This window comes from Flavobacterium caseinilyticum (genome assembly GCF_004349085.1).
In the GTDB taxonomy this organism is placed as follows: domain Bacteria; phylum Bacteroidota; class Bacteroidia; order Flavobacteriales; family Flavobacteriaceae; genus Flavobacterium; species Flavobacterium caseinilyticum.
Map to the genome: position 1 here is coordinate 917,817 of NZ_SMFM01000001.1, position 18,149 is coordinate 935,965.

Genomic DNA, 18,149 nt, shown 5'->3' on the forward strand with positions numbered 1-18,149 from the left:
GTTATGGCAGATAATAATATTAAAAAGTGGTATGTCGTCAGAGCGGTAAGCGGACAAGAAAATAAAGTGAAAGCATACATCGAAACCGAAATCGCAAGATTAGGGATGGGTGATTATGTTTCGCAAGTTTTAGTTCCTACTGAAAAAGTAGTTACTGTAAAAGAAGGGAAAAAAATAATCAAAGACAAAGTTTATTTTCCTGGTTATGTCATGATTGAAGCAAATCTTATTGGAGAAATACCTCATATTATTAAGTCTATAACAAGTGTTATTGGTTTTCTAGGTGAAATAAAAGGTGGTGAACCTGTTCCGTTAAGAATTTCAGAAGTAAACAGAATGTTAGGTAAAGTGGATGAGTTGGCTGTCAATACAGATACTCGTTCCATTCCATTTAATATCGGCGAGACAATTAAAGTTGTTGATGGACCTTTTAACGGGTTTAACGGTACTGTTGAAAAAATTAATGAAGAAAAGCGTAAACTGGAAGTAATGGTTAAGATTTTCGGAAGAAAAACACCATTAGAGTTAGGTTTTATGCAAGTTGAAAAAGTATAATTTTTTGTTACATCTATAATATCCATTACAATCGCTTCCAATGATTGTAGTGTTAAATTTTTTAAAAAATGGCTAAAGAAATTAGTAAGGTAGTTAAACTACAAGTTAAGGGAGGTGCTGCGAATCCGTCGCCACCGGTTGGACCTGCTTTAGGAGCTGCTGGGGTAAACATCATGGAATTCTGTAAGCAATTTAATGCTAGAACTCAAGATAAACCCGGCAAAATATGCCCAGTACAAATTACTGTGTATAAAGACAAATCATTTGATTTTGTCGTAAAAACTCCTCCAGCAGCAGTTCAGTTAATGGAAGCTGCAAAGCTAAAATCTGGTTCTGGTGAGCCTAATCGTAAAAAAGTAGCTAGTGTTACTTGGGAACAAATTAGAGCTATTGCTGAAGACAAGATGCCAGACTTAAATGCATTCACTATGGAGTCTGCAATGAGTATGGTTGCTGGAACAGCTAGATCTATGGGTATAACTGTATCAGGAGACGCTCCTTTTTAATTAAGAGAAAGACATGGCAAAATTGACAAAAAAGCAAAAAGAGGCTGCTTCAAAAATTGAAAAGAACAAACTATATTCTCTTAAAGATGCTGCGGCATTGATAAAATTAGTTGCTTCTGCAAAATTTGATGAGTCTGTTGATATCGCAGTACGTTTGGGTGTAGATCCAAGAAAAGCGAATCAAATGGTAAGAGGTGTGGTAACATTACCTCATGGAACTGGTAAAGATGTTAAAGTATTAGCATTGGTTACTCCAGACAAAGAAGCGGAAGCTTTGGCAGCTGGTGCAGACTATGTAGGTCTTGACGATTATTTACAAAAAATCAAAGACGGTTGGACAGATGTTGATGTGATCATCACTATGCCTTCTGTTATGGGTAAATTAGGTCCATTAGGTCGTATTTTAGGACCTAGAGGTTTAATGCCAAACCCTAAAACAGGTACTGTAACTATGGATGTTGCAAAAGCTGTTCAAGAGGTTAAAGCTGGTAAAATTGACTTTAAAGTTGACAAAACTGGAATTGTGCATGCAGGAATTGGTAAAATTTCTTTTGGAAGCGAACAAATCGTTGACAATGCACACGAAATTATTCAAACATTAATCAAACTTAAGCCAACTGCTGCTAAAGGAACATACATCAAAAGTATTTACCTAACTAGCACTATGAGTCCTGCAATTGCTTTGGACCCTAAAGCAGTATAATTGGTAGTTAAAAATTTTTAGTATGACTAGAGAAGAAAAATCAATCGCGATTGAAGTTTTAACTGCACAGTTAGCTGGTACAAACATTGTTTATGTATCTGATATTTCTGGACTGAACGCAGAGACTACTTCAAACTTGAGAAGAGCTTGTTACAAAGCAGGTATAAAATTAGAAGTTGTTAAAAACACGTTGCTTGCAAAAGCAATGGAAGCTTCAGCTAATGATTATGGAGAATTACCTACAGTTTTGACTGGTAATAGCGCTATATTCATTTCTGACATAGCAAACGCTCCTGGTAAGATCATTAAAGATTTCAGAAAAAAATCAGCTAAACCTGTATTGAAAGGAGCTTATATTAATTCTGAGATTTATATTGGAGACGATCAATTAGATGCATTAGCAACTATCAAATCTAAAGAAGAGCTTATCGGCGAACTTATTGGATTATTGCAGTCACCAGCACAAAGAGTTATTTCTGCTCTTCAAAACCAATTCGCAAAAAGCGAAGAGGCTACCGAAGAAGTGGAAGCATAATAAAACCGACTTTCTAGTCAGTGTTTTATTTTAAAAAGCGCACAATAAATAAATTATATTTTTACAAATCATTTTAAAACGATAGAAAAAATGGCAGATTTGAAACAATTCGCAGAACAATTGGTTAACCTAACGGTAAAAGAAGTTAACGAATTAGCAACAATATTAAAAGATGAGTACGGAATCGAACCAGCTGCTGCAGCTGTAGTAGTATCAGGTGGTGGCGAAGCTGCTGCTGAAGACGTTCAAACAGAATTTACAGTTGTATTAAAAGCAGCAGGTGCTTCTAAATTAGCAGTTGTAAAATTAGTAAAAGAACTTACAGGTTTAGGTTTGAAAGAAGCTAAAGATGTAGTTGACAGCGCACCAAGTAATGTAAAAGAAGGTGTTTCTAAAGAAGAAGCTGAAGGGCTTAAAAAATCATTAGAAGAAGCTGGAGCTGAGGTTGAACTTAAATAGTTTAACTCTTTTTGAGAATTAGGTTTAGGTCTTGGATGCACTTCCAATGACCTAAACCATTTTTCGTATAACAAAAGTCTACGTTGTATTATTACATAATAGTCTTTCAAATCAAATTCATTTTACCCATTACGAGGAAAAAAAATTAACAGATAATAAGAAAGTAGTTATCTTAAATTGGTTTTTAAAGATGTAATGGTTGTAAAAGAAAAGTATAAATAGATCCTTGTTTGTACAAAAAAATTACTTTTTTAATCAAAATTTTGTCCATTGATGATAACAAATCAGACTGAAAGATTGAATTTTGCCTCAACAAAAAATATTCCTGACTATCCAGATTTTCTAGATGTTCAGGTTAAATCGTTTAAAGATTTTTTTCAATTAGAAACTAAATCTGACGAAAGAGGCGACGAAGGGCTTTACAATACCTTCATGGAGAATTTCCCAATTACTGATACTAGAAATAACTTTGTATTGGAATTCCTTGATTATTTTGTGGATCCACCTCGTTACACAATTCAAGAATGTATAGAAAGAGGTCTTACCTATAGTGTGCCTTTAAAAGCAAGGTTGAAACTGTATTGTACAGATCCAGAACATGAAGATTTTGAAACTATTGTTCAAGATGTATATCTTGGTACAATTCCTTATATGACACCGAGTGGTACCTTTGTTATTAACGGTGCCGAGCGTGTAGTTGTTTCTCAATTACATAGATCTCCAGGTGTTTTCTTTGGTCAATCATTCCATGCAAATGGAACAAAATTATATTCTGCCAGAGTAATTCCTTTTAAAGGTTCTTGGATAGAATTTTCTACAGATATAAACAGCGTAATGTATGCGTATATCGACAGAAAGAAAAAATTACCGGTTACAACTCTTTTTAGAGCAATTGGTTTTGAAAGAGATAAAGATATTTTAGAAATTTTTGATCTTGCTGAAGAAATTAAGGTTTCTAAAACAGGACTTAAAAAATATATCGGTAGAAAATTAGCTGCACGTGTATTGAATACATGGCATGAAGATTTCGTAGATGAAGATACTGGTGAGGTAGTTTCTATCGAACGTAACGAAATAATCCTTGATAGAGATACTATTATCGACAAAGATAATGTGGAAGAAATCATTGATTCTAACGTTAAATCTATTTTGTTACATAAAGAGGATGCTAATCAAGGTGATTATGCGATCATTCATAATACGTTGCAAAAAGATCCAACAAACTCTGAAAAAGAGGCTGTTGAGCATATTTACAGACAATTACGTAATGCTGAACCGCCTGATGAAGAAACGGCGCGTGGTATTATTGATAAATTATTCTTTTCTGACCAACGTTATAACCTAGGTGAAGTAGGTCGTTATAGAATAAATAAAAAGTTAGGTTTAGATACTCCAATGGAAAAGCAAGTCTTGACCAAAGAAGATATCATAACGATCGTGAAATATTTGATCGAATTGATCAACTCTAAAGCAGAGATTGATGATATTGATCACTTATCAAACCGTCGTGTTAGAACAGTTGGAGAGCAATTGTCTCAACAATTCGGTGTTGGTTTAGCGCGTATGGCTAGAACCATTCGTGAGAGAATGAACGTTAGAGATAACGAGGTGTTTACACCAATAGATTTGATTAATGCTAAAACATTATCATCTGTTATCAACTCTTTCTTTGGAACAAACCAGTTGTCTCAGTTTATGGATCAAACGAATCCACTTGCCGAGATTACGCACAAGAGAAGATTATCTGCACTAGGACCAGGTGGACTTTCGAGAGAGAGAGCAGGGTTTGAGGTACGTGACGTTCACTATACGCATTACGGACGTTTATGTCCAATTGAAACTCCTGAGGGACCAAACATTGGTTTGATTTCATCTCTTGGTGTTTATGCTAAAGTAAATGGAATGGGTTTCATTGAAACACCATACCGTAAGGTAACTAACGGAGTTGTAGATTTAGTATCTACTCCAGTTTACTTAAGTGCAGAAGAAGAAGAAGGAATGTTAATTGCTCAGGCAAACATAAAAATGGATACTACTGGTAAAATTACTGCCGAAGACGTTATTGCACGTCAAGAAGGTGATTTCCCGGTAATTGAACCAACAAAAGTTGATTATACGGATGTTGCTCCTAACCAAATTGCTTCTATCTCTGCTTCATTGATTCCATTCTTGGAACATGATGATGCGAATAGAGCCTTGATGGGATCTAACATGATGCGTCAGGCCGTACCATTAATTCGTCCTGAAGCTCCAATTGTTGGAACTGGTTTAGAGCGTCAAGTAGCTTCTGATTCTAGAGTATTGATTAATGCTGAAGGAGATGGAGTTATTGAATACGTAGATGCAAATATCATCACTATCAAATACGATCGTTCTGAGGAAGAAAGAATGGTAAGTTTTGAGCCAGATGAGAAAACATACAATCTAATTAAATTTAGAAAAACCAATCAAGGTACAAGTATCAACCTTAAACCTATCGTAAGAAAAGGGGATAGAGTGGTTCCTGGACAAGTATTATCAGAAGGATATGCAACTCAAAATGGTGAATTAGCTTTAGGTAGAAACCTAAAAGTTGCATTTATGCCATGGAAAGGATACAACTTTGAGGATGCGATTGTAATTTCTGAAAAAGTAGTTCGTGACGATATTTTTACCTCTATTCACGTTGATGATTATTCATTAGAAGTTAGAGATACTAAATTAGGTAACGAAGAATTAACGAACGATATACCGAACGTTTCTGAAGAAGCTACTAAAGATTTAGATGAAAATGGTATGATTAGAATTGGAGCCGAAGTTAAACCTGGTGACATTCTAATCGGAAAAATTACTCCAAAAGGAGAATCAGATCCTACTCCGGAAGAGAAATTGCTTCGTGCAATCTTTGGGGATAAAGCAGGTGATGTAAAAGATGCTTCATTAAAAGCGTCTCCTTCTTTACATGGTGTTGTTTTAGACAAAAAATTGTTCGCAAGAGCAGTAAAAGATAAACGTAAACGTACGCAGGACAAGGATGCTTTAGGAGCTCTTGAAATGGAGTTTGAAGTTAAATTTGTTGAATTAAAAGACAAATTAGTAGAAAAACTTTTCTTGATCGTAAACGGAAAAACATCTCAAGGTGTAATGAATGATTTGGGTGAGGAAGTTTTACCAAAAGGTAAAAAATACACACAAAAAATGCTTTATGCTGTTGAAGATTTTGCTCACTTAAGTAAAGGTCAATGGGTTGCTGATGATGCAGCTAATAAAATGGTTAATGATTTAATTCATAACTATAAAATTAAATTGAACGACTTACAAGGTGCATTACGTAGAGAGAAATTCACTATTACTGTTGGAGATGAATTGCCAGCGGGAATCTTGAAATTAGCTAAAGTATATATTGCCAAAAAGCGTAAGTTGAAAGTTGGGGATAAAATGGCGGGACGTCACGGTAACAAAGGTATTGTTGCTCGTATCGTTCGTCATGAAGATATGCCTTTCCTTGAAGACGGAACGCCAGTTGATATTGTGTTGAATCCATTAGGTGTACCTTCACGTATGAACATTGGTCAAATTTATGAAACGGTACTTGGTTGGGCTGGAATGAACTTGGGTAGAAAATTTGCTACACCAATTTTTGACGGAGCAACATTGGATCAAATCAATGAATTGACTGACGAAGCTGGAATACCACGTTTTGGACATACACATTTATATGATGGTGGTACAGGAGAGCGTTTCCATCAAGCGGCAACAGTAGGAGTTATCTACATGTTGAAACTTGGACACATGGTTGACGATAAAATGCACGCACGTTCTATAGGTCCATATTCGTTGATTACACAACAACCACTTGGAGGTAAAGCTCAATTTGGAGGTCAACGTTTTGGAGAGATGGAGGTTTGGGCACTTGAAGCTTATGGAGCATCAAGTACACTTAGAGAAATCTTGACTGTGAAGTCTGATGATGTTATTGGTAGAGCAAAAACTTACGAAGCAATCGTTAAAGGTGAATCTATGCCAGAGCCTGGATTACCTGAATCATTCAATGTATTGATGCATGAATTGAAAGGTCTTGGACTTGACATTCGTTTAGAAGAATAGAAGTTTAGTATTCAGTGTTCAGTATTTAGTAATCAGTGATAAGCTGAACACTAAATTCTGAATACTGAACACTTTTTTTAAAAGAGTTTTTAAGATTTAGGCCCGTAACCCGTTCCGATTTTTTATAAAATCTCAAAAGATTTTATAATTAGCACTTCAAAAGTTTGTTGAAGTTTAGAGAAGTAATCCGAGGTAATCTTTTAGTCGTAAGTCAAATCTCTTAAAGTTTTAAAGTCTCGTATGACTTTAGACCTTAGAATTTCAAACTTTCGACTTAGATGAGAATCAATTTTTTAATTGCAAATAAATCAATAGTAAAAACTATGATGAATAATAGAAATAATACCAATAAAGATAAAAACCCTGTAAAAAGGTTTAATAAGATCTCAATCGGACTTGCTTCTCCTGAATCTATCTTGAAAGAATCAAGAGGTGAAGTCTTGAAACCTGAAACGATCAACTACAGAACGCATAAACCAGAGCGTGATGGTCTTTTCTGCGAACGTATTTTCGGACCAGTAAAAGATTTTGAATGTGCTTGCGGTAAATATAAAAGAATACGTTACAAAGGGATCATCTGTGACCGTTGTGGTGTTGAAGTTACTGAGAAAAAAGTACGTAGAGACAGAGTAGGTCACATCAATCTTGTTGTGCCAATTGCTCATATCTGGTATTTCCGTTCTCTTCCAAACAAAATTGGTTACATACTTGGTCTTCCATCTAAGAAATTAGATATGATTATTTACTACGAAAGATACGTAGTAATCCAAGCTGGTATTGCTAAAAATGCAGAAGGAGAATCATTACAAAGATTAGACTTTTTGACAGAAGAAGAATATTTAAATATTTTAGATACACTTCCTGCTGACAATCAGTATCTTGATGATTTTGATCCAAATAAATTTGTTGCCAAAATGGGAGCAGAATGTATTATGGATTTATTGGCAAGAATTGATTTAGATCAATTGTCTTACCAATTAAGACATAATGCTAACAATGAAACGTCTAAACAACGTAAAACTGAAGCGTTAAAAAGATTACAAGTTGTTGAATCTTTCCGTGAGTCTAACTTGAACCGTGAGAATCGTCCGGAATGGATGATTATGAAAGTGGTACCAGTTATTCCACCAGAATTGCGTCCGCTTGTGCCACTTGATGGAGGTCGTTTTGCAACTTCAGATTTAAATGATTTATACCGTCGTGTAATTATACGTAACAACCGTTTGAAGAGATTAATGGAGATTAAAGCTCCAGAAGTTATCTTAAGAAACGAAAAACGTATGTTGCAGGAATCTGTAGATTCACTTTTCGATAATACTCGTAAAGCATCTGCAGTAAAAACAGAATCAAACAGACCATTAAAATCATTATCTGATTCCCTAAAAGGTAAGCAAGGACGTTTCCGTCAAAACTTACTAGGAAAACGTGTGGATTATTCTGCTCGTTCGGTAATTGTTGTTGGACCAGAATTGAAATTATCTGAGTGTGGTATCCCTAAGGATATGGCAGCAGAATTATACAAACCTTTCGTTATCCGTAAATTGATAGAAAGAGGAATTGTAAAAACTGTAAAATCAGCTAAGAAAATAATAGATAAGAAAGAGCCTGTAGTTTGGGATATCCTTGAAAATGTAATTAAAGGTCACCCAATATTACTAAATCGTGCTCCTACTTTGCACAGATTAGGTATCCAAGCATTCCAACCAAAATTAATTGAAGGAAAAGCAATCCAATTGCACCCTTTAGTTTGTACTGCATTTAATGCGGATTTTGATGGGGATCAAATGGCGGTTCACTTGCCGTTAGGACCAGAAGCTATTTTGGAAGCGCAACTATTAATGTTGGGTTCTCACAATATTCTGAATCCTGCAAATGGTGCTCCAATTACGGTACCTTCTCAGGATATGGTTTTGGGTCTATATTATATGACCAAAGAACGTTTATCAACTCCTGAGCTTAAGATTTTAGGAGAAGGAATCACTTTTTATTCTGCTGAAGAAGTGAATATTGCTTTGAATGAAGGTAGATTAGAATTGAATGCTTCTGTAAAGATTAGAGCAAAACATTTTAATGAAGCAGGTGACTTGGTTTACCAAATCATTAAAACTACTGCTGGTCGTGTATTATTTAATGAAGTAGTACCGGAGGCAGCTGGATATATCAATGATGTATTGACTAAGAAAAACCTTAGAGATATTATCGGACACGTTTTAAGCGCGACTGATGTACCTACAACTGCGGCTTTCTTGGATAATATGAAAGACATGGGTTACAAATTTGCCTTCAAAGGCGGATTGTCATTCTCTCTTGGGGATATTAGAATTCCAGATCAAAAACCTAAATTAATTGCAGACGCCAGAGAACAAGTTCATGGTATTTCTGCTAATTATAACATGGGTCTTATTACCAATAACGAACGTTACAACCAAGTTATTGATGTATGGACTTCAGCAAATGCTCAATTGACAGAGTTAGCAATGAAAAACATTAGAGAAGACCAACAAGGTTTCAACTCAGTGTATATGATGCTTGATTCTGGAGCAAGGGGTTCCAAAGAACAAATTCGTCAGTTAACCGGTATGCGTGGTTTGATGGCTAAGCCTAAAAAATCGACTGCTGGTGGTGGTGAAATTATTGAAAACCCGATTCTTTCTAACTTTAAAGAAGGTCTTTCGATCCTTGAGTACTTTATTTCTACTCACGGTGCGCGTAAAGGTCTTGCGGATACGGCTTTGAAAACTGCCGATGCAGGATATTTAACAAGAAGATTGCATGATGTATCTCAAGATGTTATCGTTAATATCGATGATTGTGGTACACTTAGAGGTGTTGAAGTATCAGCATTGAAAAAGAATGAGGAAATAGTTGAAACGTTAGGAGAAAGAATTTTAGGACGTGTAGTTTTACAAGATCTAGTTAATCCTTTAAACAGTGAAATTATAATTCGTTCCGGAGAGCAAATCACAGAAGTTATAATGAAAGCAATTGATGCTTCTCCTATCGAGAAAGTTGAAGTTCGTTCTCCGTTAACTTGTGAAGCGTTGAAAGGTATTTGTGCAAAATGTTACGGTAGAAATTTAGCTACTGGTAAAATGACTCAAAGAGGTGAAGCAGTTGGTGTAATTGCAGCACAATCTATTGGAGAGCCTGGAACACAGTTGACATTACGTACATTCCACGTTGGTGGGGTTGCGGGTGGTATTTCTGAAGAATCAAGTATCATTACCAAATTTAATGGTAAACTTGAAATTGAAGATTTAAAAACAGTTAAAGGAGAAGACAGTGAAGGCAATGCAGTTGATATTGTAGTATCTCGTTCTACTGAATTGAAATTAATTGATGAAAGAACTGGTATCTTATTAAGTACTAATAATATTCCTTACGGTTCAAGTATCTTCGTTAAAGACGGACAGTCTGTAGTTAAAGGAGATGTGATTTGTAAATGGGATCCATATAATGGAGTTATCGTTTCTGAATTTACCGGTAAAATTGCTTACGAAGAATTAGAGCAAGGACAATCATTTATCGTTGAAATTGATGAGCAAACTGGTTTCCAGGAAAAAGTAATTTCTGAATCCAGAGCTAAAAAATTAATTCCAACTTTATTGGTTTACGGTAAAGACAATGAATTGATTCGTTCTTATAACTTACCAGTTGGAGCCCACTTGATGGTTGAAAACGGTGAGAAAATTAAAGCGGGTAAAGTATTGGTAAAAATTCCACGTCGTTCTTCTAAATCAGGAGATATTACTGGAGGTTTACCAAGAATTACAGAGTTGTTAGAAGCTCGTAATCCTTCAAACCCAGCTGTTGTTTCTGAGATTGATGGTGTTGTTTCTTTTGGAAAAATCAAAAGAGGTAACCGTGAGATTGTTATCGAATCTAAATTTGGTGATATTAGAAAATACTTGGTTAAATTATCAAGCCAAATTCTAGTTCAGGAAAATGACTTCGTTAGAGCAGGTGTACCTTTATCTGATGGAGCAATTACTCCGGATGATATTTTAAGAATCCAAGGACCAGCGGCTGTTCAACAGTATTTGGTGAATGAAATTCAAGAAGTATACCGTTTACAAGGGGTAAAAATTAACGACAAACACTTTGAAGTAGTAATACGTCAAATGATGCGTAAAGTAAGAGTACAAGATCCAGGTGATACTTTATTCTTAGAAGATCAATTGATTCACACTAAAGATTTTATCGTTCAAAATGATAAATTATATGGTATGAAAGTAGTTGAAGATGCTGGAGATTCTAGTGCCTTAAAAGAAGGACAAATTATTACGCCTCGTGAGTTGCGTGATGAAAACTCTTTATTGAAACGTACAGATAAAAATCTTGTTGTGGCTCGTGATGTTGTTACAGCAACAGCGACACCAGTTTTACAAGGTATTACAAGAGCATCGCTTCAAACGAAATCGTTTATCTCTGCTGCATCTTTCCAAGAAACTACTAAAGTATTGAACGAAGCTGCTGTTGCAGGTAAAATCGATTACTTAGAAGGATTGAAAGAAAATGTAATTGTTGGACATAGAATTCCTGCCGGAACGGGTATGAGAGAATATGATAACACAATTGTAGGTTCGAAAGAAGATTACAATGACATGATGGCTAACAAAGAAGAATATATTTATTAAGATATGAGTAATTCTAATCAACAACAAGAGCAGATTAATATTGAGTTAGACGAAAAAATTGCAGAAGGAATTTATTCCAATTTGGCAATAATAAATCACTCTTCATCAGAATTTGTTTTAGATTTTGTAAGCATCATGCCGGGTATTCCTAAAGCCAAAGTGAAATCAAGAATTGTCTTGACGCCGCAACATGCTAAAAGATTGCTAAAAGCAATTGGAGAAAATATTCACCGTTTTGAAGTCGCTCATGGCGAAATAAAAGACACTGAACAAGCACCAATTCCGCTTAATTTTGGTCCTGCGGGACAAGCATAATATTCTTAAAAGGCTCCAGAAATGGAGCCTTTTTTATTTTTAAGCAACTTTCAAATTATACGAGTTGTTAGTGTTTTTATAATTTTTAAATTAGAGATTTACAGTGACTCGCAATGATTTTTAGAGTTCTACAAATCAAATTTGAGTCTATAAAATATACTTTGTTTTTCAGGTTTTCTTTATTACTGTTTAGATACTACCAATATCGTAAAACTTTAAGGTTAGGTGTTTATGGAGCTCATAAACATTAACTCATCATTAAATGTTCAGAGTAGACAACAAATTTGTTCTTTAAACGAGTATTATGGCGCTTCATCGGAAATATTTTTAGCTCGCTCACAAATGATATACTTTCGTTTTTGAAATAGAAAAATAACTTCTATTTAAGTTATAAAATCGAATTGTTATGAAATATTTTTCTTTAAAAGCAAATAAAAAAGTCGCATTCAATAGCTTCTTGTTATTTGTTTTTATCTTAGTGTCTAGTACCTCTACTTTTGCTCAAACTACAAAAAATGTAGCAGATGTGAATACAATTGAAGTTACTGCTACTACTAAACAAGATAATGTTTCAGCAGCTTCTTCTTCAAATACTATGAACTTCGTGTTGTGGTTTATGGGTTCTAAGCAAGATCCAAACACTACGATATCTATAGAAGGAACTAATACCAAAAAACAAGTTATTACTTCAGGTACAGCTCCAAATCGTTTGTTAATTAAAGCTTTTTTGAAAAAAGCAGTGAATTTGGAAAGTATGGTCGCTTAATATAAATCCACTTTTATACGACATAAAAAAAACGCTAATTTTTAAATTAGCGTTTTTTTTTTGATATTTTGAAAGTTCAAATTTTTATTCAAATTCCGAAGTAAAGAATAATTTCACATTTGGATATTTATTTTGTGTCATTTGAATCGTAAAGTCAGAATCAGCTAGAAACACCAATTGTCCATATTTGTCATGCGCCAAGAATTTTTGTTTGATCCTTCTAAACTCTTTAAACTCTTCGCTTTTTGGATCATTTGGTTTTACCCAACATGCTTTGTGTACGGGAAAGTTTTCATAGGTACATTTTGCGCCATATTCATGTTCTAAACGATATTGGATTACCTCATACTGAAGCGCACCAACTGTTCCAATGATTTTTCTGTTGTTCATTTCCAGTGTAAATAGCTGCGCTACACCTTCGTCCATCAACTGATCAATTCCTTTGTCCAGTTGTTTGGCTTTCATTGGATCAGCATTATTTATGTATCGGAAATGTTCTGGCGAGAAACTTGGAATTCCTTTGAAACTCATGATTTCTCCTTCGGTTAACGTATCACCAATTTTGAAATTTCCAGTGTCATGTAAACCAACAATATCACCAGGATAGGAAATATCTACAATTTCTTTCTTTTCAGCAAAAAAAGCATTCGGACTGGAGAATTTTAAATTCTTCTTTTGGCGAACGTGATAATACGGTTTGTTTCTTTCGAAAGTTCCGGATACAATTTTTATAAAAGCCAGACGGTCTCTGTGTTTTGGATCCATATTGGCATGGATTTTAAAAACAAATCCGGTCATTTTTTCCTCTTTGGGATCTACTAATCGTGTTTCTGAATCTTTAGGTCTTGGTGATGGAGCAATTTCAACAAAACAATCCAGTAATTCTCTAACTCCAAAATTATTCAATGCGGAACCAAAAAATACAGGTTGCAGTTTTCCGTCTAAATAATCCTGACGATCAAATTTTGGATAGACTTCGTCTATCAGTTCTAATTCTTCACGCAATCTGTCAGCAGGTTTTTGACCGATGATTTTCTCCAATTCTGGATTTTGAACATCAGAGAAAGCAATTGTCTCTTCAATATTTTTGCGGCTGTCACCACTAAATAAGTTGATGTTTTGTTCCCAAAGATTATAAATTCCCTGAAAATCATAACCCATTCCAATTGGGAAACTTAGCGGAGTAACGGTTAAACCTAGTTTTTGTTCTACTTCATCCATCAAGTCAAAAGCGTCTTTTCCTTCTCGGTCTAATTTATTGATAAATACGATAATCGGAATTTTACGCAACCTACAAACAGCTACTAATTTTTCCGTTTGTTCCTCAACACCTTTGGCAACATCAATTACAACGATAACACTATCAACAGCAGTTAAGGTTCTAAAAGTATCTTCGGCAAAATCCTTGTGTCCAGGAGTATCGAGAATATTTATTTTTTTATCTTTATAATTAAACGCTAAAACCGAAGTAGAAACCGAAATTCCTCTCTGGCGTTCAATTTCCATAAAGTCACTCGTTGCGCCTTTCTTGATTTTATTGTTTTTTACGGCACCTGCTTCTTGAATCGCACCACCAAAAAGGAGGAGTTTCTCAGTAAGTGTTGTTTTTCCGGCATCGGGATGTGAGATAATCCCGAAAGTTCTTCTGCGTTGTATTTCTTCTAAAAAGCCCATATTTGTATAAATAGTTTGCAAAAGTACTATTTATAAATGCCAATTAAAAAAATAGTAGAGTCTAAATGGAGTAGGTGGGTTTTGAAGCTATAATTCATATGATTTTGATTTAATATAGAAATAAAGAAAATTTATAATTGATAAAAAAAGGCCGTCTTTTCAGACAGCCTTGAGGGAATTGTTATGTTACATATTGATCGACCAAATTGAATAGCCGTTTGGAGGACATTGAATTTTAACCCATTTATCGCCTTGGGTTGTTGGTAACCAAGTCGAATTTCCAGTGAAATCTTTAATCTGAGCATTAACCCAATTCGTCTGAATCCATCTTTCTTGCCACGTTGAGGAATTGTTAATGTAAACCAATAAACCAGGATTTCCGTTGTAGCCGTTTCTACGAGCAATATATTCATCTGTGTCGGTGTATAAAATTGAGGTGTTTCCGGTAGCTTTATTATTGTGAATCCAAATAAGGTTGTTCATTTTTGTTTTGTTTAACCATTCCTCATAATCACGGTAAAAAATAGTTGGATACCCTTCATGAGTCAAAATGTAAGCGTATGCTAATTCTTTTTTCCAAATTTCATCGGTGTCATGGTTGGCAACGAATGTAACCGCTTTGTACGGATTTCGTTTCCACATCATGTCATCGTTCAAAATATTCAGATTATTTCCGTCGAAGGCATCATTCATTTTGTAATAACAGGCAAAATCAAAAACAGAACTATTGGCATTATTCGCCCAATCATTAAGTATGTTGACGTTAGAATCCCACAATTCACCCACCGAAAAACCACCAACATTTGCATTCCAGTCTTTGATCACCCAAGGAGCAAAACCTTTTACGTAATCAAATCTCCAGCCATCAAATTTCATCGTATTTTTATAATATTTACCTACGCCGTCTGTTCTTTTCCAAAGCCAGTCTTGGACATTTGGAACGACATGAGCTAAATCAGGAAATCCTCCAAAAGCCCCTTCATCATTATTTCCATAAGAATTTTTATAAAAATCAGCACTTGTTCTCTTGAATTTTCCAGAAGCAACACCGGTAAAATTAGTATACGTTTGGGTCCCTGTAAATGGATTGCTTTCTAATTGTCCGCCACTGTTGTGATTTAATACCATATCAGCGTAAACCTGCATGTTCTCAGAATGTACCTTTGTAATTAAACTTTCCAACTCTGTGCGGGAACCAAATCTGGTTTCGACTGTACCATTTTGATTGTAATTTCCAAAGTCGAAATAATCAGTAGGATCATAACCCATAGAAAATGGTCCATTTTGAGCTTTTGAAACCGGAGGAAGCCAAATGGAACCAATACCAACATTTGACCAAGCAGTTATTTTGGCGTTGACCGTATTCCACCAAGTTCCGCCCGCTGGGACATCCCAGTAAAAAGCTTGCATCATCACGCCACCGCCAGGATTTGCAACATATCGGCCTGTTGTATTTGATTGTTTTCCTGTACTGAAAGGACGTCCATCGTGATTAGTGACGTTTATGACTTTAAATTGTGCAGCCGCTTCTGTTGAATTGGTTACAAGATCATCATTTGAGTTACACGAGTACAAGCCAACGAGTAAAGCGGTTAATAAGCAAATTTTAAAATTTTGTTTTTTCATAAATGTGGTATTTTAGGTTAATTAATTAGATTTTGGGAATAATAATTATGATTGAAATGATTAGTTTCTATTTTTAGTGTGTAAAGAATTTTAAAGTTATTTCAGAAATATTTTTTTATTAAAATCAAAATTAATAGCATAAAAAAATAGTATAAATTTATTTTTAAATTAATATTTTATATAAAATGGCAACTTTTTAGCTAATTTATACAAATTAGTACAGCATCCACATTAGATTTTTTTTAATGAATCACGAAAACGTTGTAGTGTTCACAACTTTTTAAATAGCGTTTTAAAAACTAGAATTTTAATAGCTGTGTTTCGGAATTTTTAACTGTAAAAATGGGAAGCTCTTTGTAATTTTCAGATTTTTTTACGAAATGAAATAAGTGCGGTGATTACAAATATTTGCAGTTAATCAAAGTTGACAAATAAGAGAAAACAAGTAGGACGAATATCGTCACTTTAGATTTCACTGAATACAATCCGCGTTTATAGTATTTTTTTTTGCTAACGTTCAGTTTATTCATGGTTTACAAACGGAACCAACTGATACATAAAAGCGTTTATAATTTTTTGTTAATAGTAGTTAGGAAACTTGTATTATCTAATTGAATTGCTATTTTTGTTCGTTTTAAATTTAAAGAATACTTAAGAATTGTATTGTAAAATTTCAATTCAGTTGTTGATTGTTAAAGTGTATATTTGCCGAAATTATTCTGGCGGCTATCAAAAGGTTTAATGAAAATAGAACAAGTATATTTTACGATAAATATAAATTAGAATAATGACAATAAATAAGATACAAATGAGATCCATTAATAATAAAATTGCGCTTACTTTTTTTCTACTGCTTTTTACAAGTATTATTGCGAGTGCACAGGAAATTATTAAAGACTCGGTAATTACTCCTGCAAAAAAAGTGCAATCTACGGGGAAACAAAAAATTGACGGCGTAATCGCTACTGTAGGAGACTACATTATTTTAGATTCAGATATTGACAAGTCTTTTGTTGAAATTACCAGGGACGGTGGTTCCGTAAAGGATGTTACACGTTGCCAAATGTTAGGTAAATTATTGGAAGATAAATTATATGCACATCAGGCTATTCAAGACAGTATTGTAGTAACAGATGCCGAGATAAAAGGTATGATGGAAGAGCGCTTGAGCTTTTTGATAGAGAAAATTGGCTCTATGGAAAATGTGGTGAAATTCTATAAAAAGGATTCTGAAGAAGAATTTAGAACTTATTTTTCTGACATCTTAAAAGAAGGTAAACTGGCCTCCGAGATGCAAAAGAAGATTATAGACGGTGTAGAAATTACACCGGAAGAAGTACGTAATTTTTTTAAAACCATAGCTGTTGACGAGCTTCCTTTTTTTGGTGCCGAAATGGAAGTAGCTCAAATCGTAATTACTCCTAAAGTTTCTGATGCTGAAAAGAAAAAGGTAATAGACAAATTAAATGAATTTAAAAAAGAAGCAGAAGAAGGATCTAGTTTTTCAACAAAAGCAGTTCTGTATTCGCAAGACCCCGGATCTAGTTCAAATGGCGGTTATTATCAAATGAATCGCAGAACGCCGTTCGTAAAAGAATTCAAAGATGTTGCTTTTAGTCTTGCCGAAGGAGAAATATCAGCACCATTTGAAACAGATTTCGGTTTTCATATTATTTATGTGGAGAAAATAAAAGGTCAGGAAATTGAATTACGTCATATATTATTGACTCCTGGCGTTTCTGAAGAGTCGCTAATTGAAGCCAGAGAAAAAATTAGTATTATTAAAAAGAAGATTGAGGATAAGGAAATCACTTTTGCGGAAGCAGCAAGAACGCAATCGGATGAGAAAGAAACACGAGCAAATGGCGGAGCTTTAATAAACCCGCAAACACAGGATACTCGTTTTGAATTAACAAAAATGGATCCTACTTTATACGCTCAGATTTCCAATTTGAAAGAAGGAGAAATTACCGCGCCATTAATGGAAGATGTTCAAGGTAAGAAAAAATACAAATTAATTACAGTAACCAATAGAATAAACGAGCACACGGCTGATTACGGGAAAGATTACATTAAAATTAAAGATCTGGCTTTAGAGAAAAAACGTATTACTGCCATTGGAAAATGGTTTGATGAGAAAATCAAAGAAACGTACATTAAAATCATCGGAGAATACAGAGATTGTAACTTCACAAACAATTGGTTGAAAAAATAATTTTTATAAAATAAATAAAAAGAGTTAGCTTTATGAATTCATATCGCTAACTCTTTTTAATTTAAATACCTT

At 34.5% G+C, this 18,149-nt stretch carries 12 protein-coding genes; 10 read left to right on the forward strand and 2 right to left on the reverse strand.

The features are described from left to right. The first annotated feature begins 3 nt into the window (after positions 1–3). From nusG to E0F89_RS04150, 9 genes are all read left to right on the forward strand, one after another. The gene (nusG, locus tag E0F89_RS04110; protein ID WP_131908566.1) at positions 4–555 is read left to right on the forward strand and encodes a transcription termination/antitermination protein NusG; all 552 of its coding nucleotides are present in this window, start codon (positions 4–6) and stop codon (positions 553–555) included. Positions 556–623: 68 nt separating this feature from the next. After that, positions 624–1,061 (forward strand): 50S ribosomal protein L11, encoded by a 438-nt coding sequence (gene rplK, locus E0F89_RS04115; RefSeq protein ID WP_066082293.1) that lies wholly within the window; start codon positions 624–626, stop codon positions 1,059–1,061. Positions 1,062–1,074: 13 nt separating this feature from the next. Continuing rightward, positions 1,075–1,764: a 50S ribosomal protein L1 gene (gene rplA, locus E0F89_RS04120; RefSeq protein ID WP_091164772.1), complete on the forward strand. Its 690-nt coding sequence runs from the start codon at positions 1,075–1,077 to the stop codon at positions 1,762–1,764. 22 nt (positions 1,765–1,786) lie between these two features. Continuing rightward, the gene (gene rplJ, locus E0F89_RS04125; protein WP_131908567.1) at positions 1,787–2,299 is read left to right on the forward strand and encodes a 50S ribosomal protein L10; all 513 of its coding nucleotides are present in this window, start codon (positions 1,787–1,789) and stop codon (positions 2,297–2,299) included. A gap of 90 nt (positions 2,300–2,389) precedes the next feature. Further along, positions 2,390–2,758, forward strand: a complete 369-nt coding sequence (gene rplL / locus E0F89_RS04130; protein WP_039109063.1) for a 50S ribosomal protein L7/L12 — start codon at positions 2,390–2,392, stop codon at positions 2,756–2,758. Between the two features lie 273 nt (positions 2,759–3,031). Continuing rightward, on the forward strand, positions 3,032–6,844 hold the full coding sequence (gene rpoB, locus E0F89_RS04135) for a DNA-directed RNA polymerase subunit beta (RefSeq protein ID WP_131908568.1): 3,813 nt from the start codon (positions 3,032–3,034) through the stop codon (positions 6,842–6,844). Positions 6,845–7,167: 323 nt separating this feature from the next. Continuing rightward, positions 7,168–11,481 (forward strand): DNA-directed RNA polymerase subunit beta', encoded by a 4,314-nt coding sequence (rpoC, locus tag E0F89_RS04140; RefSeq protein ID WP_131908569.1) that lies wholly within the window; start codon positions 7,168–7,170, stop codon positions 11,479–11,481. Positions 11,482–11,484: 3 nt separating this feature from the next. Beyond that, a complete protein-coding gene (locus E0F89_RS04145) occupies positions 11,485–11,796 on the forward strand; it encodes a DUF3467 domain-containing protein (protein WP_073354716.1) in 312 nt (103 codons plus the stop codon). 406 nt (positions 11,797–12,202) lie between these two features. Further along, positions 12,203–12,562 carry a hypothetical protein gene (locus tag E0F89_RS04150; RefSeq protein WP_131908570.1) on the forward strand — a complete coding sequence of 120 codons (360 nt, stop codon included), beginning with the start codon at positions 12,203–12,205 and terminating at the stop codon, positions 12,560–12,562. Between the two features lie 84 nt (positions 12,563–12,646). Here E0F89_RS04150 and E0F89_RS04155 read toward each other — a convergent pair whose 3' ends face one another. Both E0F89_RS04155 and E0F89_RS04160 read right to left on the reverse strand, forming a co-directional pair. Next, the gene (locus tag E0F89_RS04155; protein ID WP_131908667.1) at positions 12,647–14,236 is read right to left on the reverse strand and encodes a peptide chain release factor 3; all 1,590 of its coding nucleotides are present in this window, start codon (positions 14,234–14,236) and stop codon (positions 12,647–12,649) included. A gap of 186 nt (positions 14,237–14,422) precedes the next feature. Beyond that, the gene (locus E0F89_RS04160; RefSeq protein ID WP_131908571.1) at positions 14,423–15,862 is read right to left on the reverse strand and encodes an alpha-amylase; all 1,440 of its coding nucleotides are present in this window, start codon (positions 15,860–15,862) and stop codon (positions 14,423–14,425) included. A 787-nt stretch (positions 15,863–16,649) separates the two neighbouring features. Between E0F89_RS04160 and E0F89_RS04165 the strand changes: the two genes are divergently transcribed. Further along, positions 16,650–18,077, forward strand: a complete 1,428-nt coding sequence (locus tag E0F89_RS04165; protein WP_131908572.1) for a peptidylprolyl isomerase — start codon at positions 16,650–16,652, stop codon at positions 18,075–18,077. Positions 18,078–18,149 lie beyond the last annotated feature (72 nt).

What these genes read in the sequence shown, in the direction of transcription:
- rplJ (WP_131908567.1), top strand. Translation starts at nt 1,787, where the DNA reads ATGACTAGAGAAGAAAAATCAATCGCGATTGAAGTTTTAACTGCACAG.
- rplL (WP_039109063.1), top strand. Translation starts at nt 2,390, where the DNA reads ATGGCAGATTTGAAACAATTCGCAGAACAATTGGTTAACCTAACGGTA.
- nusG (WP_131908566.1), top strand. Translation starts at nt 4, where the DNA reads ATGGCAGATAATAATATTAAAAAGTGGTATGTCGTCAGAGCGGTAAGC.
- E0F89_RS04145 (WP_073354716.1), top strand. Translation starts at nt 11,485, where the DNA reads ATGAGTAATTCTAATCAACAACAAGAGCAGATTAATATTGAGTTAGAC.
- E0F89_RS04155 (WP_131908667.1), bottom strand. Translation starts at nt 14,236, where the DNA reads ATGGGCTTTTTAGAAGAAATACAACGCAGAAGAACTTTCGGGATTATC.
- E0F89_RS04160 (WP_131908571.1), bottom strand. Translation starts at nt 15,862, where the DNA reads ATGAAAAAACAAAATTTTAAAATTTGCTTATTAACCGCTTTACTCGTT.
- E0F89_RS04165 (WP_131908572.1), top strand. Translation starts at nt 16,650, where the DNA reads ATGACAATAAATAAGATACAAATGAGATCCATTAATAATAAAATTGCG.
- rplK (WP_066082293.1), top strand. Translation starts at nt 624, where the DNA reads ATGGCTAAAGAAATTAGTAAGGTAGTTAAACTACAAGTTAAGGGAGGT.
- E0F89_RS04150 (WP_131908570.1), top strand. Translation starts at nt 12,203, where the DNA reads ATGAAATATTTTTCTTTAAAAGCAAATAAAAAAGTCGCATTCAATAGC.
- rpoB (WP_131908568.1), top strand. Translation starts at nt 3,032, where the DNA reads ATGATAACAAATCAGACTGAAAGATTGAATTTTGCCTCAACAAAAAAT.
- rplA (WP_091164772.1), top strand. Translation starts at nt 1,075, where the DNA reads ATGGCAAAATTGACAAAAAAGCAAAAAGAGGCTGCTTCAAAAATTGAA.
- rpoC (WP_131908569.1), top strand. Translation starts at nt 7,168, where the DNA reads ATGATGAATAATAGAAATAATACCAATAAAGATAAAAACCCTGTAAAA.